Source organism: Streptococcus sanguinis, assembly GCF_050222175.1.
In the GTDB taxonomy this organism is placed as follows: Bacteria; Bacillota; Bacilli; order Lactobacillales; family Streptococcaceae; genus Streptococcus; species Streptococcus sanguinis_M.
The window spans coordinates 2,045,581-2,068,953 of the sequence record NZ_CP071420.1; the positions used below are offsets into that span (position 1 = coordinate 2,045,581).

Genomic DNA, 23,373 nt, shown 5'->3' on the forward strand with positions numbered 1-23,373 from the left:
CATTTTATTGTAATGGATTTTCATCTTTTTGACAAGAAATTATGCGCAAATAAACAATTTTTAAAACAAGAAGTCCTTGGATTTATTGGTAAATGGTCTGAGCAATGACCAAACCCCTAGCGGACTCAAACTCGTACTGCAGATAGGACTGGTAGGTACCGGGCGCGATAATACCACGAATATCCAGAATATCTGTCCCAGCCTGTCCAATAATCGAATCTGCTAGCAGGCAACAGTTGGTCGACAGGACAAAATACGTCTTGAAACGACTGGTTTTAAACTTATATAGCTGCGCTCCTAGTTCATGCTTAAACTTGTAGGAGTATGTTGGCTGACCATTTTTCAGTTCTGCTGGCGGCTCCCATTCTACCAACAGCTGATCAATTTCAGCCAGGCGCTTCTCAACCGCCTCCTTCTCCTTATCCGTCAAAGCCAAAGAATAACCAAAAAGTGTTTTCTTGCTTTCTTTTTTGCAAAGCTCAATATAGGCGTCTTTAGGAACCTTGAAGAGAACACCATCTCCAATCATGCCCTTGCATCGCTCAGAAAAAACATCATAACTGCCATAAGAAATCACTTGTCCCTGATAGCAAATATCTACATGGCCAATGGCCCCTAATAAACTTGTCTTTGAAGTATGGACCAAGACCTCTAAGTCCGCCTTTTTATCTCTATTCTTAACAAGACTATAAACATTTTTACGATCAGAAGCTGTATCTCCCTGAATCAGTCGATTAAAGCGCTCCAGATTTTCTACTGGAATAAAGGCTGCAAAAATAATAGGTAGGTTAATACGAATTTGCCTACGCAGCCGATGTTTTTCACGGTCATTGTCGAAAAAGAGGCCATCCCGGATATTGGACATTCCCAGCATCATCAAATAGATTCCCAAAATCAAAAACTGTAAGTGTCCGTCGGTCGCAGGCGAAAGAATACTGGTCAGCCCAATCCCACCATAGAGAATGGTATCAAATAGATAGCGCAAACCTCCCTTGACATGATTTTGCCGATAAAGCAGATAGGTCACTCCGTAAATACCTGCGGTTAAGAGCTGGTAGCTACCCAAACTGATAATCACAATATTGACAGGCACATCACTGATTCGGTTGAGCCAGCTGATACCCATAGCGACTGCAATCTGAAGCAGACTATGCCAGACAGCCCCTTCTTTCTTATGCGTAAAAACATGAAGAACAATATTTACCAAGCCAACAACCGTCAGATAAAACGAAATAAAATCGAAGGCCAGCTTGGTAAATCTGAAGCCATTGAAAATGATAATCAGGCCAAAAACAAGGGCTAAAAAGCCAAAGAGTAAGGTTCTGCGGCCACTGATCTTATGATATTTTGATACTTGCATCTCCATCTTTACCTTCTCTATCGCTCGAAAAAAGAGCTGGGGAAATCCCCCAACTCTGATCTTATGTGCTTATCCGTAGATTGTTTTAAACAAGAGGACTGCTGTGATACCTGCAAGAATCGGTGCCACAACTGGAACCCAAGAATACCACCATTTTGAATCACCCTTGTGTTTACCCAAAACAGATTCTGGCAGGATGAAGTGGAGGATACGAGGTCCGAGGTCACGAGCTGGGTTCAGCCCAGGTCCAGTAGGGCCTCCCAGAGAGGTTACCAAAGCCATTACTAAGAAACCAAGTGCCAAGTGAGCGACTGAAAGGCTACCAACTTGGAATGGTGCAACTTGATCTTTAGCCTGAGATATTGCAGCAGCAATCTGTTCTTTAGGAACTGAAGTCCCTTGTGCTGCCATCTGAGCAGCTTGCGAATTGATAGTTGCTTCAGCTTTGCTCAACAATTCTGCTCCAAAGAAGTTCTTGGTCAAGCCCATAGCAGCAAAGAAAAGAACAAAAGAACCAACAAATTCATTTATAAAACCATTGAACAAGGCTGCTTTACGTGATTCAGGCGTGCCATGGTCTAGACTAGAGATGGTAGAGAAAGTACCCAAAATATTATTAGGATTTTCTGTTCCCAAATAGTAAGGGCGATGAGTCGCAACGACCAAGGCCTGTCCGAAAATAGCTCCTAAAAGCTGGGCTGCAATGTATGGTGCAACCTGTGCCCAAGGGAAATAACCACTGACAGCAAGTCCCAAAGTAAAGGCAGGGTTGATATGGTTACCGGACACATTACCAAACATCAAAGCTGGAATCATAACCCCCATACCGTAACCGACAGCGATGACTAACCAACCGCTCTGATGTCCCTTAGTTCCTTTTAATTCAACGTTGGCAACAGCTCCGTTCCCCAAGACAATGAGGATAGCTGTTCCTAAAAATTCTGTGGCGTATTTAACGACCCATTCGAAATCCATTTAGTGATACTCCTTAAATATTTTTTAGACAAAGTCTATTTTATCAAGTATAATGGATAATGTAAAGGTCATTTTTTATAAAAATAAGAAAAAGAGGGAAGAATATGCGTTTTAATCAGTATAGTTATGCAAAAACGAAACGGGAAAATATGTTGATAGAATTAGCTGAATTAGGCTTTTTTTATGACAGCAATCGCTCTGATAAGGAAAATCTTGAAGATTTTCTTCGCACCAGCTTTTTCACTTATAAGAATACAGATTATCCCTTGAAATCCTGGGCTGCTGACAGCCAAACAGACCTGCTGAGCTTTTTCCAGTCTAACAGAGAACTGACGGCGTCTGTCTTTTACACTGTGGCCTTTCAGCTGCTTGAATTCTCACCATTTATTGATTTTACGGATGTTGAGGCCTTTCGCAAAGAAACGGGCTTTCCCATTACATTTGGAGACTTATTGGAAAATCTCTACCAGCTGCTCAACACTCGGACAAAAAATGGCAACCTCTTAGTTGATAAGCTAGTCAGCGAGGGTTTGATTCCTGAGGACAATACCCACCACTACTTCAACGGCAAGAGCCTGGCAACCTTTTCCAGCCATGATGCTATCCGAGAGGTGGTTTACGTGGAATCACGCGTGGATACTGATCAAGACGGCCGTCCGGACCTCATAAAGGTCAGCATTATCCGTCCTCGTTACCAAGGGAAAATTCCGGCCGTCATGACTGCTTCTCCTTATCATCAAGGAACCAATGACCCCGCCAGCGACAAGGCTCTCCACGACATGAATGTGGACTTAGCAAAAAAAGAACCCCATCAAATCACAGTACAAGATCCTGAACTAAAATTGCTCCAGCTGGATTTGCCAGCTCCGACCCAAGAAGTCTCTGAAGCCGAGGAAAAATTAGGCCATATCGGCACCTACACGCTCAATGATTACTTACTGCCCCGCGGCTTTGCTAATCTCTATGTGTCTGGCGTGGGAACTAAAGACTCTGAAGGACTGATGACCAGCGGCGACTATCAGCAGATCGAAGCCTATAAGAACGTTATTGATTGGCTCAACGGCCGCTGCCGAGCCTTCACCGACCACACTCGCCAACGGGAAATCAAGGCCACTTGGTCCAACGGAAAAGTGGCTACGACCGGTATCTCCTATCTGGGCACCATGTCCAACGGACTGGCAACGACTGGCGTAGATGGACTGGAGGTCATCATCGCCGAAGCTGGGATTTCTTCTTGGTACAACTACTATCGCGAAAACGGCCTTGTCACAAGTCCTGGCGGCTATCCAGGAGAGGATTTTGAATCCTTGACCGAACTGACCTACTCCCGCAACCTGAGGGCTGGTGACTACCTGCGTCATAATGATGCTTATCAGAGAAGCCTAGAGCAGCAGCGCAAAGACCTAGACCGGCAAACCGGAGATTACAATCAATTTTGGCATGACCGCAACTACCTGCTCCACGCAGATAAGGTCAAGGCCGAAGTCGTCTTCACCCACGGCTCTCAAGACTGGAATGTCAAGCCTCTCCATGTCTATAATATGTTTCGAGCCTTACCGCCCCACATCAAAAAGCATCTTTTCTTCCATAACGGTGCCCATGTTTACATGAACAACTGGCAGTCCATCGACTTCCGTGAGTCTATCAATGCTCTGCTGAGCAAAAAACTGCTGGGTTGTGAATCAGATTTCGAACTGCCAACAGTCATCTGGCAGGACAACAGCCAAGCTCAAAACTGGCTGACCTTGGAAGACTTCGGTGGACAAGAGCAGAACCTTCATCTCCAACTAGGCCAAGACTGCCAATCTATCCAAAATCAATATCCAGAAGAAGACTATAATCGTTTTGCCAAAAACTACCAAAGCTTTAAAACTGAGCTTTTTGAAGGTAAGGTCAACCAGATTACTCTGGACTGGACCTTGGAAAAGGACCTCTTTCTCAACGGAGCGACCCAGCTCAATCTTCTACTCAAATCCAGCACCGATAAGGGATTGATTTCTGCCCAATTGCTGGACTTCGGACCAGCTAAACGCCTCACACCGATTCCTACACCTATTGAGCCTAGAGTCATGGACAACGGCCGCTACTATATGCTGGACAATCTGGTTGAACTCCCCCATACTGAAACGCCTCATCGCGTCATCACCAAAGGTTTTCTCAATCTGCAAAATCGAACCAATCTACTGACAGTCGAAGAAGTCACTCCTGACCAATGGCTGGAATTTTCCTTTGAACTGCAACCAACTATCTATAAGATGAAAAAAGGCGACCAACTGCGCCTCGTCCTCTACACTACAGACTTTGAGCATACCGTCCGTGATAAGACCAATTATCAGCTGACTGTAGATTTGGAGCAATCTAGTTTGGATTTGCCAACCATGACATCACATTAATAAAAGAAAAAGACGCTGAAATTCAGCGCTTCAGATTGAAGACAAAGTCCTAAGAACAGAAGTTTCTAAGGGCTTTTCTTTTATTGTAGATTGAGATATTCCTCTGCATATTTTTTATAATCTGGCTTTTCCTTGCGGTTCATAGCAAAGAGCATACTGCCTGTGAGATAGTCATCGTCTGAGTCAGGAATTAGCATAATAGCAATGTTTTTATCTTTCTCAGGAAAGACGATAGAAAATGTTCCGCCATTATCTTTCCGAGTCAGGCCATAATAACTCACTCCATTCTTAAAACCAACTGCATTTTGAGTATACTCATACTCTTCTTCGTTGACAATAATGGTCTTGTCTTTTATTTCAATGGTCTTTTGTTCACCGCTAGCATCCTGTACATTCCATTTTCCCTGAATTTTGGGGCTGCCGCTGCAGCCAATTAGGATAAAAAGGGATGAGAGCACTACCAACAGCAAAGATTTTATCTTCTTGTTTTTCAAGTTGTCTTCTCCTTGGTATATAGATTCATGACCATTCTACTATAAATGCTAAATTTTTGTCAAACCTCTTAGAAATCTTCTTCTTGCCACTTTTCCAAAAAATGATATAATTTGAAGAGTGAAGATTACCAAGGGCTCAGCCCTTGCGAGAGAAAGGAAAGAAAATCTTATGATGAACATGCAAAGCATGATGAAGCAAGCACAAAAGCTTCAAAAACAAATGGAAAAAGGACAGGCAGAACTAGCTGCAACAGAATTTACCGGCAAATCAGCCCAAGATTTAGTCGTTGCTAAACTGACTGGTGATAAAAAAGTAGTCAGCATTGACTTCAATCCAGCCGTTGTGGATCCTGAAGATTTGGAAACTCTGTCAGAGATGACTGCGCAGGCCCTGAATCACGCGCTGGCTCAGATTGATGATGCTACTCAGAAGAAAATGGGCGCTTTCGCAGGCAAATTGCCATTTTAAGCAAGAGAAATAACCTTCCAACTTGACTAAACATAAGTCAAGCAATACTCGAACCAGCAAAAAAGACTGAAGAATCTCAGTCTTTTTTGATTTATAGTCGTTCCCTCACCAGTCCACTACACAAAATTAAGCAAATCCGCTGCCTTACTCATCAAAAGTAGGGCATAATCGGGATTGTTTTGCAGTTCCTTGATAGAGCTCTGCACCAGCTCCAAATCGTCGGTAATCATGCCGTCAACACCCAAGCGGAAGGATTTGCCAATGCTGTCTGCATCATTGATGGTCCAGTCATAGAGTTGCTTATCCGTCGTCCAAAGCTTATCGACAAAGTTTTCATCGAGGGTCGAGTACTCCATCGTATAGCCAGAAGCCTGTGTCCGTGGGAAAATAGTATTGTAGGGCAGGATAAAGAAGGTCGGTATGCTCTCATCATACTGGACTGTCTTGTCAATAACCTGATAATCCAAAGACTGAATCTGATGGCCATAAACCTTGATGTTGGCTCCGTATTGGCTAAGGAAACGGTCCATCATATCGTCTGAGTCCAAGCTGCTGGTCTTGATTTCTATCAAGAGTCTCTGGCCCATCTGATTGGCTCGTTTGAGATAAGCATCAAAACTGGAAATTTTGGCAGTGTGTCCATTTTCTGAAATATCTAAAGCCGTCAGCTCTTGCAGAGTCAGCTCTTGCGGTCTGGCATCGACGCCGGCCAAGGCTTTTAGATTGGCATCGTGCATCATGACAAACTGGCCATCCTTGGTCTCCTGTACATCCATTTCGATATAATCTGGCTTGAGCAGGGCGGTTTTCTCTAGCGACTCAACCGTATTCTGGACACCATTTCCCTGCGAAACGCCACGATGCGAGATGGTCAGAGGGACGTTTTCCAAGGGCAGATTGAGATAGACAAATCCTTCAAGGGCAAAGACAGAACTAGTGACCAAAAGGATAAACCAGCGCATGAGAGGCAAGCCTTTCCTGTAGCGATACTCAGACAGTCTGCTGTCTGTCAGAAAAGCCACAAACTTAATCAGAAAGTAGGCTACCATGAAGTAATAAGCCAGCTTGATGAGGCAGTAATTGACAACCGCTGCTGTCAAGGCTATCTGATTGGACTGGCCATCCGCATACTGCTGCAACACTAAAATCGGAATGCTGCTTAAAAGAAAGAAGAGAAAGCTCTTGGCCAGTATCCAAAAGAGCTGCCAAGTATAGCGAATCAAGTGCCCCTTGGTCTTCTCCAAACTATACCTAATCGCGTCTCGTAGGCGGAAATGCTCAAAAAAGAGCTTGGGCAGGGCAAACATTAGTCGGACAGCTATCAAAAAAAGCAGAAAACCTAAAGCATAGATTGATAATCTCATCCATAAGGCCGTCTTAAGATAGGTCACGATAAATTCTGGAATCAGAATTTTATTTAAGTAGTAGATTTTGAGAATTTGCCGCAGAAAGGGAAAGATAAAGCCCATATACAGTGCAATAAAGAGGACCTTGCTGGGCCTAGCGTAGCGAATCAGCGAGCCGCTGTCTTTGAAACTTTTCTTGATAAACTGAAAAGCGCTTCGCTCTTCCTCATCTAAAAGATTGCGGAGCCCCATAAATATCAGTCCAATCTGAAAATAAGCGACAAAGAGATTGGCCGCAAAAAGCGCTAGAAAGGCTAAGCCAACCCAGACATTTGAAGTCAGAACTTTAAAGGCATTCGTATAAGATAAGAAGAGGTAGCCTGTCTGCTTGAGCAGAGTCTCTGCTGCAAAGGAGTTGAAAGGCACCCAAGCCAGCTCCATGAGCATAAAGACTGTGAAAAAGAGCAATAAAATTTTATCAAGATTGCGATAGAGACGTAAAAGTCCCAGTCTTTGTGATTTCATTTTCCTCCTTTATGTTGTGAACAATACAAAACTTGCTAAAAAGCGATTCTTATTTAAAACAAGGTTGAGACAGATGTCCCAACCTTATTTTTATTTTCCAAATAAACGTGCCCAGAAGCCCTTGCTTTCCTGCTCCTGCACCTTTTCCTTAGCTTCATCCAACTCCAACAGCAAGGTTTCACGCTCATTCATAGCCTTAGCTGTCAGCTGCTGCTGTTGGTCCAGCTGCTTGTCCTTTTCAGCAATCTGAACATCCTTTATGCGCAGCTGCTCATCTTTCTTAGCCAGTTGGCTGTCCTTGGCCTTAAGCTGCTCATAGAGACGCACAATCTCAGCATTTTTTTCATCCACCAAGATTTCCATCAGCTCGCGTTGCTTCACATCTTCGCTAACAGGTTCATCTTCAAAAATAGTTTTCTTATAAATCTCTTCCAGCTTAATCAAGCCGCTGCGGGTCACCACCGTGACTCCTTTTTCGTTCTTTTCCGTATCTTCTGGCGGCAGTGCCTTGACACGATTGTTAATCGCCTGGCGGCTAACTCCAAGAATCTCGGCTAACTCGCTGACTGTCTTTTCAATTGCCATAATTTCCTCAAAAACTTTTTCTAGTTTGTAGATACCTAAATCTTATCATATCAAGCCTTAACTGTCAAATTTCACAATATTTTTTGAGCCTGACTCCTATCTTTTTAGCACTTTTTTATGATACAATGAGACAGATTAGTCTAGTAAAAGAAATGAAAAAATCGAATGAATTTAGAAAACTAGAGATGTTCAGCTATAGTCTTCCAAGAACATCTGCAAGATAGCAAAATCCTGCTCACCAAGGAAGCACAAGATTTCTGACTAACTGATAGAAGCCACTCTCTACGAAAGGAAAAGACCAATGAACCATTTCGATACAATCATCATCGGCGGAGGACCGGCTGGCATGATGGCAGCCATTTCCAGTTCTTTCTACGGGCAGAAGACCTTGCTCCTTGAGAAAAATAAACGATTGGGCAAGAAACTAGCCGGAACGGGTGGTGGCCGCTGCAATGTGACCAATAACGGAAACCTAGATGACCTCATGGCCGGTATTCCGGGCAACGGACGCTTTCTTTACAGCGTTTTTTCCCAGTTTGACAACCATGATATCATCAACTTCTTTACAGAGAACGGTGTCAAACTCAAGGTTGAGGACCACGGCCGTGTTTTCCCAGCGACAGACAAGTCCCGCACCATTATCGAAGCTTTGGAAAAGAAAATTGCAGAGCTGGGTGGCACTGTCATCACCAATACCGAAATCGTCTCCGTCAAAAAATCCGATGGACTTTTCACTGTCAGATCCAGCGACCAGACTTGGACCTGCCAGAAATTGATTGTGACGACTGGCGGCAAGTCCTACCCTTCAACAGGCTCGACAGGCTTTGGTCACGATATTGCCCGACACTTCAAGCACACGGTGACTGACCTGGAAGCTGCTGAAAGTCCTCTTCTGACTGACTTTCCTCACAAAGCGCTTCAGGGGATTTCGCTGGACGATGTGACCCTCAGCTATGGCAAGCATGTCATTACCCACGACCTGCTCTTTACTCACTTTGGCCTATCAGGCCCGGCAGCCCTGCGCTTGTCTAGCTTTGTCAAGGGTGGAGAAACCATCTTTCTGGATGTCCTTCCTCAGATGAGTCAGCAGGATCTGGCGGACTTTTTAGAAGAACATCGGGAAAAATCCCTGAAGAACTGCCTGAAAATCCTCCTACCCGAGCGAATGGCAGACTTTTTTGTCCAGACCTTTCCCGAGAAAGTCAAACAACTCAATCTCAGTGAAAAAGAAGCCCTCATCAAGCAAATCAAAGAACTAGCCATCCCTGTCACTGGCAAAATGTCCCTGGCCAAGTCCTTTGTAACCAAGGGCGGCGTCAGCCTCAAAGAAATTAATCCCAAAACTCTGGAAAGCAAACTGGTTCCCGGCCTCCACTTCGCTGGAGAGGTCCTAGACATCAATGCCCACACGGGCGGCTTCAACATCACATCTGCCCTCTGCACCGGCTGGGTGGCAGGGAGCTTGCATTATGAGTGATTAGAAAAATATTTTAAAGTAATTGAAAAAACTGGTCGAGGAACATTGCACTGCACCCTAAAAGTTAGATTTTTTGTGTTTAACTTTTGGGATTAGTGCAGAACATTCTCACCAGTTTTTATTCTGCATTTGTCCGCACATAAGCAGCAATCACATCTGCTGTGTACTGGGCAGTGCCTGGTCCAAATTGATCGATATTTTTCTTGAATTCTGGATTATGAACATAGCCCTGACCGATATGGGCAAAGACTTGCAGTGAGCAGTCAAAACCGTAAGTGCGAATGGCTTGTAAGAGACGCGCTGCCTGCTCTTGATTTTCCGCTGCTTCAACTGGCAAGCCTTGTTGCATATTCTCTGCCAGACTTTGAAAAACTTGATTGAAGGCTGCGGCAGATTCTTCTTCTCGTCCATTTTGACGAGTCAATGCTTCTGCCATGACTTCTTGACCGTATTCTTCGACGGCTTCTTGATGGTATTTGTGATTGTCTTCGTAGGCAAAGCCTGCGAATTTTTCTTTCATTGTCATCTTTCTTTCTCCCTTTTCTTCTTGGATGGTTTTTTGCAAGGTGGAAATCAAGGTATCCAAGCGGTCTCTTTCCTGCTGCAAATACTCTAACTGCCTAACCAGATGCGGCAATAAACCCTGTTCATCCTGACTCAGCAGCTCTGCTATTTTCTCCAAAGAAAAACCAAGATACTTATAGTAAAGGATGACCTGCAGCCTCTCTAAATCAGCTTGGCTGTATGTCCGATAGCCATTTTCTGATTTGGCTGGGACTAACAGTCCGATTTTATCATAATGATGCAGGGTTTTTACAGAGACACCTGACAGCTGCGCCGCTTCTTTGATATGGTACATGATAGACCTCCTTACCACTATAGTATAAACCCTGACCTAAGGGTAGAGTCAAGCCTTTTATGAAATTTTTTTAAACCTATTTAAAGTTCCCAAAGCGTCTAGCAGTTATTTACGAGAAACCATCGCAATAAAGCCCAGTTTTTCTTGATTCTTTTGGAACATCTTAAACATCTTCATAAACTGGCCGTAGTTCTCTTTTTTAAGGGCATTGAAGCAGATTTTCAGTGTGCCACCCAGCCCTTCGTCATATATCATTCCTCGAAGGCTCATCAAGGTCATTTCGCCAACAAAGGTGTCCACACGGTCAAAAGCGTGAGAACGTGCTAGCTGAATCCAAGATCCCTCGGTTAGAGGCCCCACATTGACATTAATCGCACGCGACAGCTCTTCCCGGACATTCTCATCTTTTTGCTTGAGCATGACGTCGTGGGTGAGGAGCACTCCACCTGGCTTCAGCACCCGGTAGTACTCATCCATACATTTGGCCTTCCCCTTATCCGTCTGCATGGTCAGCATGGCTTCATTGATAATGATATCAAATGAATTGTCCTCATAAGGCAGCTTCATGGCATTAGCCTGCTCAAATGTGACGAGTTCACCAACACCAGCCTTGTCTCCATTAAGCTTAGCCTGAGCCAGCGCAGCCTTATCCAAATCAACTGCAGTAATCTGGCAGCCATATCTTTTAGCCAGCTCGATTGTTGTGGTCCCCATATTGCAGGCAACTTCTAGAACTTTCTTATCGCTGGAAAACTGCCCCTGCTCAATCAGCCAGTCGGTTGCCAGCTTACCACCGGGACGAAGGCGTTTCTTTCCTAATTTTGCTAAAAATTTATGACCTGCTTCTGCCATTTCCGAACCTCCATAATTTTGATTGCTTCCATTATAGCACAAAATATTATATTTTCAGATAATTCTTAGAATTCAGCAAAAAAACAGACCGAATCGACCGATTCAATCTGTCTTGTATCTCTTTACAGCCCAAGAAATCCAGCCAGATAGCGCAGCAAGGCCACCAAGACTACGCCAAATACAACAGTTGCAATTAAGTTCTTATACTTAAAAGCTACATAGCTAGTCGGAAAAATGGCTATTAAATCTAGCCATTTAAAACTCGGCAGCTGACCTGTTTTAGCATTGGTGACACTAGACAGGATAAGGGCAAAGATAATGGAAACTGGCAGATATTTGAGAAAACGCTCTACCATGAGCGGAAGCCCCTTGTACTTGACTAGGATAAAGGGCAAAATCCGCGGAATCCAAGTGACCAGGGCTGACAAAAGAATGGCCAGCAAAATATACTTACTTATCATCCAAGATCACCCCCACCGTACAGCCTAGCAAGGTTGCAAAAAGCACCGCCAGCGAATTTTGAAGTAGCATAGTTAGGACTAAGTAGGCAATGCCAACCACCCCCAGAACTAAAAAGAGCTTCTTTATCTTGACCCGTCGCAGCATGATTGTAAATTGAGAGGAGAAGATACCAATAAACATGGCGACTAGGGCAAAGTCTAGGCCAAAGCTCTCAGGATTGGGCAGAAGGGCGCCGAGGGCAGTTCCTAAAATAGTACCCAAAATCCAAGAAGTATAACCCATAAAATTATTGCCCATCATCCAACGAGCAGCGATTTCCTCTGTATGTGCCCGCTCTCCCATCAAGACTCCATAAGATTCATCCGTCAAAAAAGAGCCAATGACAATATTCTGAGTCAAGCTAGACTTACGAAAAAGAGTTGATGCATGTAAGCCGAGCAGAAGATTCCGGATATTAATAAGAAAAACGGTCAGTGCGATGGCTAAAACCGGCGCCTGCTGGGCAAATAAACCAATCATGGCAAACTGGGCACTGCCAGCATAAACCAGAACACTCATCAGCCCCATCTCCAAGGGATTCATATAAGGCGCCGCCATGATGCCGCAGGCTAGGCCAATCCCAATATAGCCCAGAGCCGTTGGCACTGCAGCTTGTGCCCCTTGTTTAAATGTCTGTCCGCGCATTCTTCTCCTTTACTCCATGGTTTCAAATGCTAGGCTAGGTTTTGCATTCAGGTCCAAACTGGCAAAATTCTCCTTGTTCCACTCACTGACACTGGCATAGGCAATCATACCAGCATTGTCACCGCAGAGGCGAAGCGGTGGAATAATCACCTTAACATCCTGAATCTCAGCTGCCAAGAGTTCTCTCAGTCCTTGATTGGCCGCAACACCGCCCGCCACGACCAGAGTCTTGACTGGATATTTTTCCAGCGCTTTCTTAGTCTTGGCCATGAGAATATCCATGACCGCCGCCTGAAAGCTTGCTGACAAGTCTTGATTAGATAAGACCTCTCCTTTTTGCTGGGCATTGTGGTGCAGGTTGATAAAGGCCGACTTGAGACCGGAAAAAGAAAATTCCAGATTGTCTTCCTTAATCATGGCCCGCGGAAAATCATAAATATCCTGTCCCTCATGAGCCAGCTGATCAATCTCCCGGCCTGCTGGATAGGTCAGGCCCATGACTCGACCGACCTTATCATAGGCTTCACCGACCGCATCATCGCGAGTTTCCCCCACAATCTTATAGTCACCAGCCTGACTGACATAGACCAGCTCAGTATGACCGCCACTGACCAAGAGAGCCAGCAAGGGAAACTCCAAAGGCTCCACGCTCTGGGCTGCCATCAGGTGCCCAGCCATATGATTGACTGGAATCAAGGGAATACCGTGAGCCCAGGCAAAAGACTTGGCCGCTGCCAAGCCGACCAAAAGTGCCCCAACCAGACCAGGACCGTAGGTGACAGCCACCGCTGTGACTTGCTCCTCACTAATCCCTGCTTCTGCCAAAGCCTCCTCAATGCAAACCGTAATGACCTCTACATGGTGACGGCTGGCCACTTCTGGTACCACTCCGCCAAAACGCTTGTGGCTCTCAATCTGGCTGGCAATGACATTGCTCAAAAGCTCAGTCTCATTCTTCAGAACTGCCACACTGGTCTCGTCACAAGACGTCTCAAAAGCTAAAATATATCTATCTTTCATGGATCTCTCTTTTCATGACAATCGCATCTTCCACCGGCGCATGGTAGTAGGCCTTCCGCCGCGCGATTTCTTCAAATTTTTCTTTTTTGTAAAATAGCAGAGCTGGCTTGTTGGACTCCCTAACTTCAAGGAAAATCTCTTTGTCTGCTGGCAAAAAGTCAAACAAGGCTGTTGCGATTTTCTGCCCCTGATAGCTAGGCAATACAGCAATCTGCAGGACTTCCGCTTCAAAGTCTGTCTCCTGCCAGACTAAAAAGCCGACAAGCTGATTCTCATCTGCTGCTAGCGCACAACTGTTCACATCCGAACGCAGAACCTCTTCCACTTGGCCTGCGGTCCAAGGGCTGACCTCATAGACAGCAAGTAAGAGCTGTTCCAGCTCTTCTGCCAGAACTGCCGCGTCCACATCCGAGTTAGCGCTCCATTTTCTCATCTCAATCATAGGCGCTGAATGTAAGAATCACTGGATTCCTGATGGGTCTTGAGCCAATTTTCCTCAGCCTCTACCCGTTTGAGGTAGTTAGGAACAAAGTCATGAATGGACTGGGCTGGCAGGTCTAGACCGAGACGACCAACAGCTGCTGCGTCTGGTAAGGTCGGCTGAATGGCAGCCTGAGGAAGAGCCGCTTCAATCTGCTCCACAAAAGCTATCGTTTCTCCGACAAAGGTGACCGGCTGGTTAGCAGCGACAGCTATTTCCAAAACCTCTGCCAAAGGTAGATGAGCTTCCGGCCGTACAGCCTGACCAGACTGGTAAAAGCCAGCATAGACATTATTGCGGCGGGCATCCATGACAGGAATGACCAAGCCTTCCGCCTGCTCTGGGACTAAAGCCAGCAGACTAGACACACCGACCAGCTCAATCTTGAGGGTATGAGCCAGAGTCTTGGCTGTCGCCACCGCAATTCTCAGACCTGTGTAGCTGCCCGGACCCTGAGCAACTACGATACGATCCAAATCCGTCGGCTTCATGTCCAGACTATTCATCAGAAAATCAATAGCCGGCATCAGGGTAATGCTGTGGTTTTTCTTTATATTTAAAGTCATCTGCGCCAGCAAGGTCTCGTCCTCTAAAATCGCGAGCGTCAGCGCCTTACTTGACGTATCAAAAGCTGCAATCTTCATGCTTATCCTCTATTTTTCCTCTTGCCGCCAAAGTGAGCGGCGTTTTAATTTGTCTTCGTAGAAACTATCTACCAAAAATTCCTCTAAAATCTGGCTAAAAGCCTCCAAATTAGGCACTTGCTGCGCCAAGTGTTTTCCAAAAATCGCTTCTTGCTCAGCAATCTTGGGCAGCAAATCCGCTCCAGCAGCAGTCAAGCTCAAGCGAGAACTGCGCTTGTCCTTGCTAGAAATTTCCTTCTTGACCAAGCCTTTTTTAATCAAAGCCTGCACCAAGCGACTAGGGCTTTTTTCCTCACAAATCAGGGATTCCCCCAAGCCCTTGAGAGACAGCGGAGCATGTTCGCCCAAAACGAGCAAGACCTCGCTTTGATTGGGCGTAATTCCCAAAGGCTCTAGCAACTTCCCATATTCTCTCGTCGCTAAGCTCTCTGCACTTCTAAACAAATAGCCAAATCGAATTCCTTCTGCTACCACGCTGCTCTCCTTTCAAAAATCACTTCTATACTATTTTACACTAGATTAGGTAAATTGTTGACAATTTTAGTTAAAAAATATAAAATCTTAAATAGATGATATATCATCTATTTGCGAAAGGAGGAATAACGGATGACCCCAAACCCTACAAATCAAAAACCAGCTAGAACAATGACCCACGCTTTTGTGACTGGTGCGACCGGTCTTTTAGGAAATAATCTCGTGCGTGCTCTGCTAAAAGAAAACATTCAAGTGACCGCTCTCGTTCGCTCCGAGGAAAAAGCGCGCAAACAATTTGCCGACCTGCCTATCCAGATTGTCAAGGGGGATATTTTAGAGCCCGAAAGCTATCGTGACTATCTAGCAGGCTGCGACAGCCTCTTTCATACCGCTGCTTTTTTCCGCGATAATTATAAAGGCGGCAAGCACTGGCAGGAGCTCTACGACACTAATATTATAGGCACAAATAACCTCCTAGAAGCTGCTTACGAGGCTGGTATCCGCCAATTTGTCCATACTTCCTCCTGTGTCGTACTGGAAGGTGAGGCCAATCAGCTAATCGATGAAAGCATGTCTCGCTCAAAAGATACTCCTTTTGATTACTATCGCAGCAAGATTTTGAGTGAAGAGGCCGTTCGTGATTTCTTGGACAAGCATTCAGATGTTTTCGGTTGCTTTATCTTGCCGAGTGTAATGTTGGGTCCTAGAGACCTCGGTCCGACCTCCAGTGGGCAGCTGATTATCAATTTTGTAGAGCAAAAACTTCCAGGTATCTTAAAGGCTAGCTATAATATGGTGGATGCTAGAGATGTAGCAGATATTCATCTCCGCGCCATGAAATACGGACGCTCAAAGGAGCGCTATCTGGCAGTTGGACGGCAAGTGACCATGACAGAATTGTACCAAATACTGGAAAAAATCACTGGCGTTCCCGCCCCCAAGCGCAAGATCTCCCCTCTTTTCGTCAAAATCTATGCCCAAGCAAGTGAGCTCTACCACCGGCTCACCAAAAAACCAATTTTGGTTACCAATGAGCTCGCTCATCTCATGGCCGAAGAATATCTCAAAAGTAATTTTAGCTTTGCCAAAACCGAGAGCGAGCTAGGCGGACAGCATCGCCCTCTCGAAGAAAGCTTAGCTGACGTGGTAGATTGGTACCGCAAGCACGGCTATTTCGCCAAATAAGCAGCCCTCAAAATCAAGTGACCAAATGTTCATCGCTTGATTTTTCTTTTTGTCAAGCCGCTTTGGCTGAAAAACCGTCTCTGAAATTCACCGTCCCGACTTGCTTCCTAAGCTCATTCTATGGTATAATTACAATAATAATTAAACATCAGGTCAATTTCATTACTCTTACTTTTCCATAAGATACAAGGCTAAAACAGCATTTTAGCCTCTTCATTTGAGTAAGCCCTATCAGAAGTCACAGCAATCGCTCACTTTCCATTTATCATTTTTAATTTATCATGTGAAGAAATGCGCTAACGCCTGCCTTCTTTTATTTTTTAGACCTTATCACAGAAAGGAATCTTATGATTTACAAAGTTTTTTATCAGGAAACAAAAGAGCGCAGTCCGCGCCGTGAAAAGACACGCGCCCTCTATTTGGATATTCAAGCTGACAGCGAGTTGGAAGGTCGCATTCAGGCTCGTAAGCTCATCGAAGAAAATACCCCTTACAATATTGAATTTATCGAGCTCTTGTCTGACAAACACCTCGAATATGAAAAAGAGTCAGGCACTTTTGAATTGACGGAGTTCTAACCCATGGCATATACCTTAAAACCCAAAGAAGTTGGCGTTTTTGCGATTGGTGGGTTAGGCGAAATCGGTAAAAACACCTACGGGATTGAATACCAAAATGAAATCATCATCGTGGATGCCGGTATCAAATTCCCAGAAGACGACCTGCTAGGAATTGACTATGTCATTCCTGACTACTCTTATATCGTGGAAAATATTGACCGCGTAAAAGCTGTCCTCATCACCCACGGGCACGAGGACCATATCGGCGGTATTCCTTTCCTGCTCAAGCAAGCCAATGTTCCTATCTATGCTGGTCCTCTGGCCCTGGCCCTCATTCGCGGCAAGCTAGAAGAGCATGGACTTTTGCGCGATGCCAAGCTCTATGAAATCAATCAAAACACAGAACTGCAGTTCAAGCATCTGAAAGCTACTTTCTTCCGGACAACCCACTCTATTCCAGAGCCTTTAGGAATTGTCATCCATACGCCGCAGGGTAAGATTGTCTGTACCGGTGACTTCAAGTTTGACTTTACACCAGTCGGTGAGCCGGCCGACCTGCACCGCATGGCTGCTCTAGGCGAGGAAGGCGTTCTCTGCCTCTTATCAGACTCGACCAATGCTGAAGTTCCGACCTTTACTAATTCCGAAAAAGTTGTCGGCCAGTCTATTATGAAGATCATTGAAGGCATTCATGGACGGATTATTTTCGCCTCCTTTGCTTCAAACATCTTCCGGCTCCAGCAGGCAGCAGATGCTGCTGTCAAGACCGGCCGTAAGATTGCGGTCTTTGGCCGATCCATGGAAAAGGCTATTGTCAACGGGATTGAGCTGGGCTATATCAAGGTTCCTAAAGATACCTTCATTGAACCAAATGAACTCAAGGACTACCCAGCTGGTGAAGTGCTGATTATGTGTACCGGAAGTCAGGGTGAGCCGATGGCAGCCCTGTCTCGGATTGCCAATGGTACCCACCGTCAGGTGCAGCTGCAACCTGGAGATACAGTCATCTTTTCCTCTAGCCCTATCCCTGGTAATACGACCAGCGTTAACAAGCTGATTAACATCATTTCCGAGGCCGGTGTAGAAGTGATTCACGGTAAGATTAACAACATCCACACCTCTGGACATGGTGGCCAGCAAGAGCAGAAACTCATGCTTCGCTTGATCAAACCTAAATATTTCATGCCAGTCCATGGTGAATACCGTATGCAGAAAGTCCATGCAGGCCTAGCCGTTGATACTGGAGTACCAAAAGACAATATCTTCATCATGAGCAATGGTGACGTTTTGGCTCTGACAGCTGACTCAGCCCGTATTGCCGGCAGCTTCAACGCTCAGGATATTTATGTTGATGGGAACCGCATTGGTGAAATCGGAGCTGCAGTCCTGCGCGACCGTAAAGACCTGTCAGAGGACGGTGTGGTTCTGGCTGTCGCAACAGTTGACTTTGAGTCCAAGATGATCTTAGCCGGTCCAGACATTCTCAGCCGCGGTTTTATCTACATGCGCGAATCAGGCGACCTCATTCGCCAAAGCCAGCGTATCCTTTTCAATGCCATTCGCATTGCACTCAAGAATAAAGATGCCAGCGTTCAATCTGTCAGCGGCGCTATCGTCAACGCCTTGCGTCCTTTCCTCTACGAAAGCACTGAGCGCGAACCTATTATCATTCCGATGGTGCTTACACCAGATGAAGACAACTGAAAAATAAGCTTTGCTAGATTTAGCAAAGCTTATTTTTCTGCTTTATTTTTTGTTCGCGAAGCATGCTTAATAATCCAAGCGCAACTCGGACTCAATTCTTCCTTTTGCCAAGCTTGAATGATACACTCAAACTTTTCAGGAGCTTCTTTATATAAATCATTCAGATTATTAGCGACACTTTTTTGGATTGATTTATCCCTATCATCCTTTAGATTCCTTAAAATAGCGGTAAATTCATCAAAATAATCTAAGACCACAGTCTGCTTCTTAGCCCAGGGCAGTCGGATACGCATACACTCGCTGGCTAATCTGCGGACGCGCATATTCTCATCTCGGCTCCACTCTAGCAGTAAATCCATCGTAGCTTTAGGATAATTAGACAGCAAGGGCCGCATGGAAAATTCTCCAGTAAATCGCTTGGTTAATTCCTTGCTGAAGGCTGCACTCAGCTCGAATTCCTGACTTCCGTAAAGTTCTACGTATTTGCCAATCGGCCACAACCAGTACCCTTCTGAGAACATCCCCAAGCCGCCCTCTAACTCCGGACCAAGTATCTGCTCAAAAACCTTCAGAGAATCAGCATAAGAAAGCGGCAAGCATTCTTTGATACTCCTTGCCAGCAGCTCCTGACGCTGAGTAAATTCCAAAGCCTCTAAGTCGCTTTCAACTAGAGACATAAAATGCTGAGCATCAAATTTATCTGTGGCTTCTTGCAAACGACGGCTCAAGTCCTCCGCATAAACCAAATCATAATAATCTTTAACCTTTTTCGCCATAATTTCTAAATCCCCTTAACAGACTTCTCACTGCTTTTCTAACTTCTGCTTCTTCCTCTTTCTCTGCTAAATCTACATAAAAATTATCAAAGGATTTTAAATTACTATTACTCAAAAATCCTACCTCCTACATATAAATCATTTGCTAAAGACATTGAATTTGGAACTACCTCATTATCTTTTACTAAAAAGGTGACATTCCAAGAAGAATCCTCAATATGATTGAATCTCCCATATAAATTAACAATTTCTCCAGCGCCCCACGGTGTTCCGTTGCCTACTTCTTCCCAGTTTGTTTCCTCCCAATTAATCTCCACTGACTCAATTTTCGCGTTTTGTGACTTCACAAATTTTTTAATCTCTTCCTCTTGTGACTTTAAATAATCTAGCTGTTTCTCTTTTCTGGATTGCAAATGAGCTTTGCCATCTGAAAACAAATTACTCTGTTTTAACATATGTAGACTACCTACTCCAATAACAAGGGCAATTAATACCAACCAAATGATTTTATGTTTCCTCATTTTCTTCCTCTTAGACAATAGAAGTTACATATTATAACACCAAATTACATAAAAAGACGTATAAAATCTACATAGAAATTATAAATGATTGTTAAATTGCTTTCACTCAAAAATGTCTCCTCCTGCTCGTAGCGGACTACCTTGCATGATAGAATCAATATCTACTTTCCCATCTTCTACATCAACTAAAACACTCCAACTCGAGTCTTCGATATGGTTAAATCCTCCAAAAATTCTTATCACTTCTCCTCCTCCCCACGGAGTAGCATTGCCTACTTCTTCCCAGTTTGTCTGGTTCCAATCTACCTGAACAGATTCAATCTTAGGATTTTGTGACTTGATAAAAGCTTTGATTTCTTCCTCATGCTTTTTCAATTCATCCAACTGCTTTTCTTTTATCGTTTGCAAGTCTGGCTTTTTGGTTATAATTTTATTTAAGCTCTCCTGATTTCCAAGGAAAAAAGCTCCACCGATAATTCCTAGACTTACTAAAGCTATGCCTATTGTTTTCTGCCTTTTCATTTCTTATTCCTTTTAACAGTCATTGCTATTATTATAGCACAAAAAAAAGAAGCCAAATTGACTTCCATCTATTGAGACTAGCTCAGCTCAATCGCTTGATAAAATGATATTTGGTAATGCCCTTTTGTGGGACATCTGATAGACTGGCGTAGATTTCATAGCCTTGCTTGATGTAAAAATCCCTGGCCTGATAAGATTTAGTGGACAAAGTAATGCTAGTTACTCCAACTTCTGCAGCCTTTTCTTCTAATTCTGCCAGCAGACTGGCTCCCAAACCTTTTTTCTGATGTTCTTTATCCACCACCAAAGCCTTGATATGAATATTTTCCAACACCTGTTGGGCATGGAGCAAGGCAATTAACCGGCCATCTTCCTCCCGCCTTAGATAATAGTCTTGAGGTTCAAGTTTTTCAAGCATACCTGAACCAAAATTAGTTTCATATTGCTCATCAAAAACACGCTTTATAAAATCATGAAATTTTTCCATCTTTTTCCTCCTCCACGAAAAAGCAGGGGATATGCCAATCCTCCTGCTCTAAGTTTAGTATAAATCTAAATAATTATCCACTTCCCATTGAGAGACAAAGGTTGCATAGCTAGCCCACTCGATACGCTTAGCTTCTAAGAAGCTTGTATAGATATGCTCGCCAAGTGCTGCTTTAACGACTTCGTCTTCTGTCAAGGCTTTCAAGGCATTGTGAAGAGTTGATGGCAGGTCTGTAATTCCTGCTTCCTTCCGCTCCTCTGGAGTCATGATATAGATATTCTCTTCGATTGGGGCTGGAGCTTCGATTTTATTTTCAACACCGTGCAGTCCAACTTCCAAGAGAACAGCCATAGCAATATATGGATTGGCCATCGGGTCAACGGAGCGCAACTCCAAGCGAGTACCCATACCACGAGAAGCTGGCACGCGCACCAACGGTGAACGATTGCGTCCTGCCCAAGCGATATAAACCGGTGCCTCATAGCCAGGAACCAGACGTTTGTATGAGTTAACCGTTGGATTCATGATAGCTGTGTAATTATAGGCATGGTTAATCAAACCACCCAAGAAATGGTAGGCTGTTTCTGACAGCTGCATACCCTTTGGATCTTCTGGATTGAAGAAGGCATTATTTCCGTCTTGATCAAAGAGAGACATGTTACAGTGCATACCAGATCCCGCAATACCAAACTTCGGCTTAGCCATAAAGGTTGCATACAAACCGTGCTTACGAGCAATAGTTTTCACAACCAGCTTAAAAATCTGAATTTTATCACAAGCACGGAGCACTTCATCATACTTAAAGTCAATCTCGTGCTGGCCGACCGCTACCTCATGGTGACTAGCTTCTACTTCAAAGCCCATCTTGGTCAGGACATTGACGATTTCCCGGCGGGTATTGTCTGCCAAATCTGTCGGCGCCAAGTCAAAATAACCGCCCTTGTCATTTACTTCCAGCGTCGGATCGCCATTTTCATCCAGCTTAAAGAGGAAAAACTCTGGCTCTGGGCCAAGGTTAAAGGACTTGAATCCCAGCTCTTCCATATGCTTGAGGGCACGCTTGAGGTTGCTGCGAGGATCCCCTAGAAACGGTACATGATCCGTCGTATAAACATCACAAATCAGACCCGCTACACTGCCGTTTTCATCTCCCCAAGGAAAGACCGTCCAAGTATCCAGATCAGGATAAAGATACATATCTGATTCATTGATACGGACAAAACCTTCAATGGAAGAACCATCAAACATGGCTTTATTGGATAAGACCTTGTCAAGCTGTTCATCCGTGGCAGGAATTTCCACATTCTTCATAGTCCCTAAAATATCAGAGAACATAAGACGAATAAAGGTAACATTTTTCTCTTTTACTTCGCGACGGATATCAGCTGCTGTAATAGACATTAAATTTCTCCTTGTAATTCAAACAAAATAGCTATGGTCGACGCATCTGACCAAAGGTTGGCAGAGAAGAAGCAAAACGGCCTTGCTGCAAGATGTCATGATGCAGGGCACGGCGGACATCTTTGTCACTAACGGTCTTTCGGGACTTGGCTTCACGCTCAGCATATTTCCTCTTAATCGCAGCGATATTATGGCCTTCCGAAATATAATCCTTAATTTCTAAAAGGCGGTCCATATCATTCAAAGAATACATCCGACGATTGCCCTCATTCCGAGCAGGGGTAATCAGATTCTGGTCTTCATAATAACGGATCTGACGGGCAGATAGGTCCGTCAGTTTCATAACACTGCCGATGGGAAAGACTGCCATGTTTCGGCGAAACTCTTTTTCCTTCATTCAAATTCCTCTCTACGCACTATTATAGGACGAAATAAATCTTATGTCAAGAAATAATGTCAGATTTTCTTACACGGATTTTATTTTTTCTTTTCAAAGATGGCTCGCAGCCGATCTATATCAGAATTTACCAGAATCGCAACAAAGACTCCCATGAAGGTTTCAAAGATTCTGGCAAAGACATACAGGATGGTATCTTCCGACCGAATGGACAGAGTAATAATCAGCATGGCAGATACTCCACCAATGACTCCCGCCTTGTTGTTCATAGCGACATTGGTCATGATTGTCAGCATGGTACAGACCGGCACCAAAAGGAGGGTGACCCAATACTGCTCCTTAAAAACACTATTGACAATGAAAAATAGCAGAGCGTAAAAACCACCGATGCTGTTTCCCAAGATTCGCGATGTCCCGAAGTGGACACTCTGATCAAAATCCTCACGAAGACTAAAGACTGCAGTCAAAGCACCGATTTGCAGGCCTTTCCAACCAAAAAGCCCAAAGAGCAGTAGAATGATGAAAACAGCCAGACCGGTTTTAAAGGTACGCATGCCCAGACGAAATTTCGATTTATCAAACTTGTACTTATTGAAATAACTCATTAGTCTCCTTCCAGGAAATCCTCCCTCTCTTCATTTTAACATATTTCGCCTCAAAAAAACTCTTTCTGCTTAGGAGATTTCCCACACAAAGAAAAAGCCCTATCAGCTAGCGCGG

At 44.4% G+C, this 23,373-nt stretch carries 26 protein-coding genes and 1 pseudogene; 6 read left to right on the plus strand and 21 right to left on the minus strand.

Annotated elements, in window-relative coordinates:
* Window positions 1–82: 82 nt before the first annotated feature.
* Both J1C91_RS10035 and gla read right to left on the minus strand, forming a co-directional pair.
* Window positions 83–1,366, minus strand: a complete 1,284-nt coding sequence (locus J1C91_RS10035; RefSeq protein WP_002910705.1) for a hypothetical protein — start codon at window positions 1,364–1,366, stop codon at window positions 83–85.
* A 63-nt stretch (window positions 1,367–1,429) separates the two neighbouring features.
* On the minus strand, window positions 1,430–2,335 hold the full coding sequence (gla, locus tag J1C91_RS10040) for an aquaglyceroporin Gla (protein WP_002910706.1): 906 nt from the start codon (window positions 2,333–2,335) through the stop codon (window positions 1,430–1,432).
* A gap of 104 nt (window positions 2,336–2,439) precedes the next feature.
* Here gla and J1C91_RS10045 point away from each other — a divergent pair, with 104 nt between their 5' ends.
* Window positions 2,440–4,728: a Xaa-Pro dipeptidyl-peptidase gene (locus tag J1C91_RS10045; RefSeq protein ID WP_002910708.1), complete on the plus strand. Its 2,289-nt coding sequence runs from the start codon at window positions 2,440–2,442 to the stop codon at window positions 4,726–4,728.
* Window positions 4,729–4,808: 80 nt separating this feature from the next.
* On the opposite strand, the gene J1C91_RS10050 is transcribed toward J1C91_RS10045, so the two are convergent.
* Complete coding sequence (locus J1C91_RS10050; protein ID WP_002910709.1) at window positions 4,809–5,222, minus strand: hypothetical protein; 414 nt, start codon at window positions 5,220–5,222, stop codon at window positions 4,809–4,811.
* 169 nt (window positions 5,223–5,391) lie between these two features.
* Here J1C91_RS10050 and J1C91_RS10055 point away from each other — a divergent pair, with 169 nt between their 5' ends.
* Window positions 5,392–5,691 carry a YbaB/EbfC family nucleoid-associated protein gene (locus J1C91_RS10055; RefSeq protein ID WP_002919734.1) on the plus strand — a complete coding sequence of 100 codons (300 nt, stop codon included), beginning with the start codon at window positions 5,392–5,394 and terminating at the stop codon, window positions 5,689–5,691.
* Window positions 5,692–5,807: 116 nt separating this feature from the next.
* Here the strand turns inward: J1C91_RS10055 and J1C91_RS10060 are convergent, their stop codons facing one another.
* Both J1C91_RS10060 and J1C91_RS10065 read right to left on the minus strand, forming a co-directional pair.
* Window positions 5,808–7,562 carry a glycerophosphoryl diester phosphodiesterase membrane domain-containing protein gene (locus J1C91_RS10060; RefSeq protein ID WP_125438478.1) on the minus strand — a complete coding sequence of 585 codons (1,755 nt, stop codon included), beginning with the start codon at window positions 7,560–7,562 and terminating at the stop codon, window positions 5,808–5,810.
* A gap of 90 nt (window positions 7,563–7,652) precedes the next feature.
* Window positions 7,653–8,147, minus strand: a complete 495-nt coding sequence (locus J1C91_RS10065) for a DUF536 domain-containing protein (RefSeq protein ID WP_002896624.1) — start codon at window positions 8,145–8,147, stop codon at window positions 7,653–7,655.
* A gap of 301 nt (window positions 8,148–8,448) precedes the next feature.
* On the opposite strand from J1C91_RS10065, the gene J1C91_RS10070 reads away from it, so the two are divergent.
* A complete protein-coding gene (locus J1C91_RS10070) occupies window positions 8,449–9,624 on the plus strand; it encodes an NAD(P)/FAD-dependent oxidoreductase (RefSeq protein WP_125438481.1) in 1,176 nt (391 codons plus the stop codon).
* A gap of 118 nt (window positions 9,625–9,742) precedes the next feature.
* Here J1C91_RS10070 and J1C91_RS10075 read toward each other — a convergent pair whose 3' ends face one another.
* The 8 genes from J1C91_RS10075 to J1C91_RS10110 all read right to left on the minus strand — a co-directional run bounded on the left by J1C91_RS10075 (window position 9,743) and on the right by J1C91_RS10110 (window position 15,100).
* Complete coding sequence (locus J1C91_RS10075; RefSeq protein WP_125438484.1) at window positions 9,743–10,483, minus strand: MerR family transcriptional regulator; 741 nt, start codon at window positions 10,481–10,483, stop codon at window positions 9,743–9,745.
* Between the two features lie 105 nt (window positions 10,484–10,588).
* Complete coding sequence (locus tag J1C91_RS10080; RefSeq protein ID WP_048772170.1) at window positions 10,589–11,335, minus strand: class I SAM-dependent methyltransferase; 747 nt, start codon at window positions 11,333–11,335, stop codon at window positions 10,589–10,591.
* A 122-nt stretch (window positions 11,336–11,457) separates the two neighbouring features.
* A complete protein-coding gene (locus J1C91_RS10085) occupies window positions 11,458–11,796 on the minus strand; it encodes an AzlD domain-containing protein (protein ID WP_002910716.1) in 339 nt (112 codons plus the stop codon).
* Window positions 11,786–12,481, minus strand: coding sequence for an AzlC family ABC transporter permease (locus J1C91_RS10090; RefSeq protein ID WP_002910718.1), 696 nt, complete (start codon window positions 12,479–12,481; stop codon window positions 11,786–11,788). The genes J1C91_RS10085 and J1C91_RS10090 overlap by 11 nt, the downstream gene beginning before the upstream one ends.
* Before the next feature lie 9 nt (window positions 12,482–12,490).
* A complete protein-coding gene (tsaD, locus tag J1C91_RS10095; protein WP_002910724.1) occupies window positions 12,491–13,501 on the minus strand; it encodes a tRNA (adenosine(37)-N6)-threonylcarbamoyltransferase complex transferase subunit TsaD in 1,011 nt (336 codons plus the stop codon).
* Window positions 13,491–13,943, minus strand: a complete 453-nt coding sequence (gene rimI / locus J1C91_RS10100; RefSeq protein WP_002910726.1) for a ribosomal protein S18-alanine N-acetyltransferase — start codon at window positions 13,941–13,943, stop codon at window positions 13,491–13,493. Before rimI ends, tsaD begins: the two co-directional genes overlap by 11 nt.
* Window positions 13,940–14,626 (minus strand): tRNA (adenosine(37)-N6)-threonylcarbamoyltransferase complex dimerization subunit type 1 TsaB, encoded by a 687-nt coding sequence (tsaB, locus tag J1C91_RS10105; RefSeq protein WP_002910728.1) that lies wholly within the window; start codon window positions 14,624–14,626, stop codon window positions 13,940–13,942. The genes rimI and tsaB overlap by 4 nt, the downstream gene beginning before the upstream one ends.
* A 9-nt stretch (window positions 14,627–14,635) precedes the next feature.
* The gene (locus J1C91_RS10110) at window positions 14,636–15,100 is read right to left on the minus strand and encodes a MarR family winged helix-turn-helix transcriptional regulator (RefSeq protein WP_000225125.1); all 465 of its coding nucleotides are present in this window, start codon (window positions 15,098–15,100) and stop codon (window positions 14,636–14,638) included.
* Between the two features lie 132 nt (window positions 15,101–15,232).
* On the opposite strand from J1C91_RS10110, the gene J1C91_RS10115 reads away from it, so the two are divergent.
* The 3 genes from J1C91_RS10115 (at window position 15,233) to rnjA (ending at window position 18,549) form a co-directional block, all read left to right on the plus strand.
* The gene (locus J1C91_RS10115) at window positions 15,233–16,285 is read left to right on the plus strand and encodes an SDR family oxidoreductase (protein WP_002903702.1); all 1,053 of its coding nucleotides are present in this window, start codon (window positions 15,233–15,235) and stop codon (window positions 16,283–16,285) included.
* Between the two features lie 347 nt (window positions 16,286–16,632).
* The gene (locus tag J1C91_RS10120; RefSeq protein ID WP_002896634.1) at window positions 16,633–16,863 is read left to right on the plus strand and encodes a DNA-dependent RNA polymerase subunit epsilon; all 231 of its coding nucleotides are present in this window, start codon (window positions 16,633–16,635) and stop codon (window positions 16,861–16,863) included.
* 3 nt (window positions 16,864–16,866) lie between these two features.
* Window positions 16,867–18,549, plus strand: a complete 1,683-nt coding sequence (gene rnjA, locus J1C91_RS10125; protein WP_002898451.1) for a ribonuclease J1 — start codon at window positions 16,867–16,869, stop codon at window positions 18,547–18,549.
* A 29-nt stretch (window positions 18,550–18,578) separates the two neighbouring features.
* Here the strand turns inward: rnjA and J1C91_RS10130 are convergent, their stop codons facing one another.
* From J1C91_RS10130 to J1C91_RS10165, 8 genes and pseudogenes are all read right to left on the minus strand, one after another.
* The gene (locus J1C91_RS10130; RefSeq protein ID WP_002910731.1) at window positions 18,579–19,325 is read right to left on the minus strand and encodes a DNA alkylation repair protein; all 747 of its coding nucleotides are present in this window, start codon (window positions 19,323–19,325) and stop codon (window positions 18,579–18,581) included.
* Window positions 19,309–19,395, minus strand: a pseudogene (locus J1C91_RS10135) (TetR/AcrR family transcriptional regulator); the annotation flags it as partial. The pseudogene J1C91_RS10135 and the gene J1C91_RS10130, both read right to left, overlap by 17 nt.
* A 37-nt stretch (window positions 19,396–19,432) precedes the next feature.
* Entirely contained in the window at window positions 19,433–19,846 is a 414-nt protein-coding gene (locus tag J1C91_RS10140; protein WP_002910733.1) for a hypothetical protein, read from the minus strand.
* A 102-nt stretch (window positions 19,847–19,948) separates the two neighbouring features.
* Window positions 19,949–20,368, minus strand: a complete 420-nt coding sequence (locus J1C91_RS10145) for a hypothetical protein (protein ID WP_002910735.1) — start codon at window positions 20,366–20,368, stop codon at window positions 19,949–19,951.
* Between the two features lie 82 nt (window positions 20,369–20,450).
* The gene (locus J1C91_RS10150; RefSeq protein WP_002910736.1) at window positions 20,451–20,855 is read right to left on the minus strand and encodes a GNAT family N-acetyltransferase; all 405 of its coding nucleotides are present in this window, start codon (window positions 20,853–20,855) and stop codon (window positions 20,451–20,453) included.
* Between the two features lie 54 nt (window positions 20,856–20,909).
* Window positions 20,910–22,256 (minus strand): type I glutamate--ammonia ligase, encoded by a 1,347-nt coding sequence (gene glnA / locus J1C91_RS10155; RefSeq protein ID WP_125438487.1) that lies wholly within the window; start codon window positions 22,254–22,256, stop codon window positions 20,910–20,912.
* Window positions 22,257–22,287: 31 nt separating this feature from the next.
* On the minus strand, window positions 22,288–22,653 hold the full coding sequence (locus J1C91_RS10160; RefSeq protein WP_125351030.1) for a MerR family transcriptional regulator: 366 nt from the start codon (window positions 22,651–22,653) through the stop codon (window positions 22,288–22,290).
* Window positions 22,654–22,733: 80 nt separating this feature from the next.
* Window positions 22,734–23,258 carry an FUSC family protein gene (locus J1C91_RS10165; protein WP_125438490.1) on the minus strand — a complete coding sequence of 175 codons (525 nt, stop codon included), beginning with the start codon at window positions 23,256–23,258 and terminating at the stop codon, window positions 22,734–22,736.
* Window positions 23,259–23,373 lie beyond the last annotated feature (115 nt).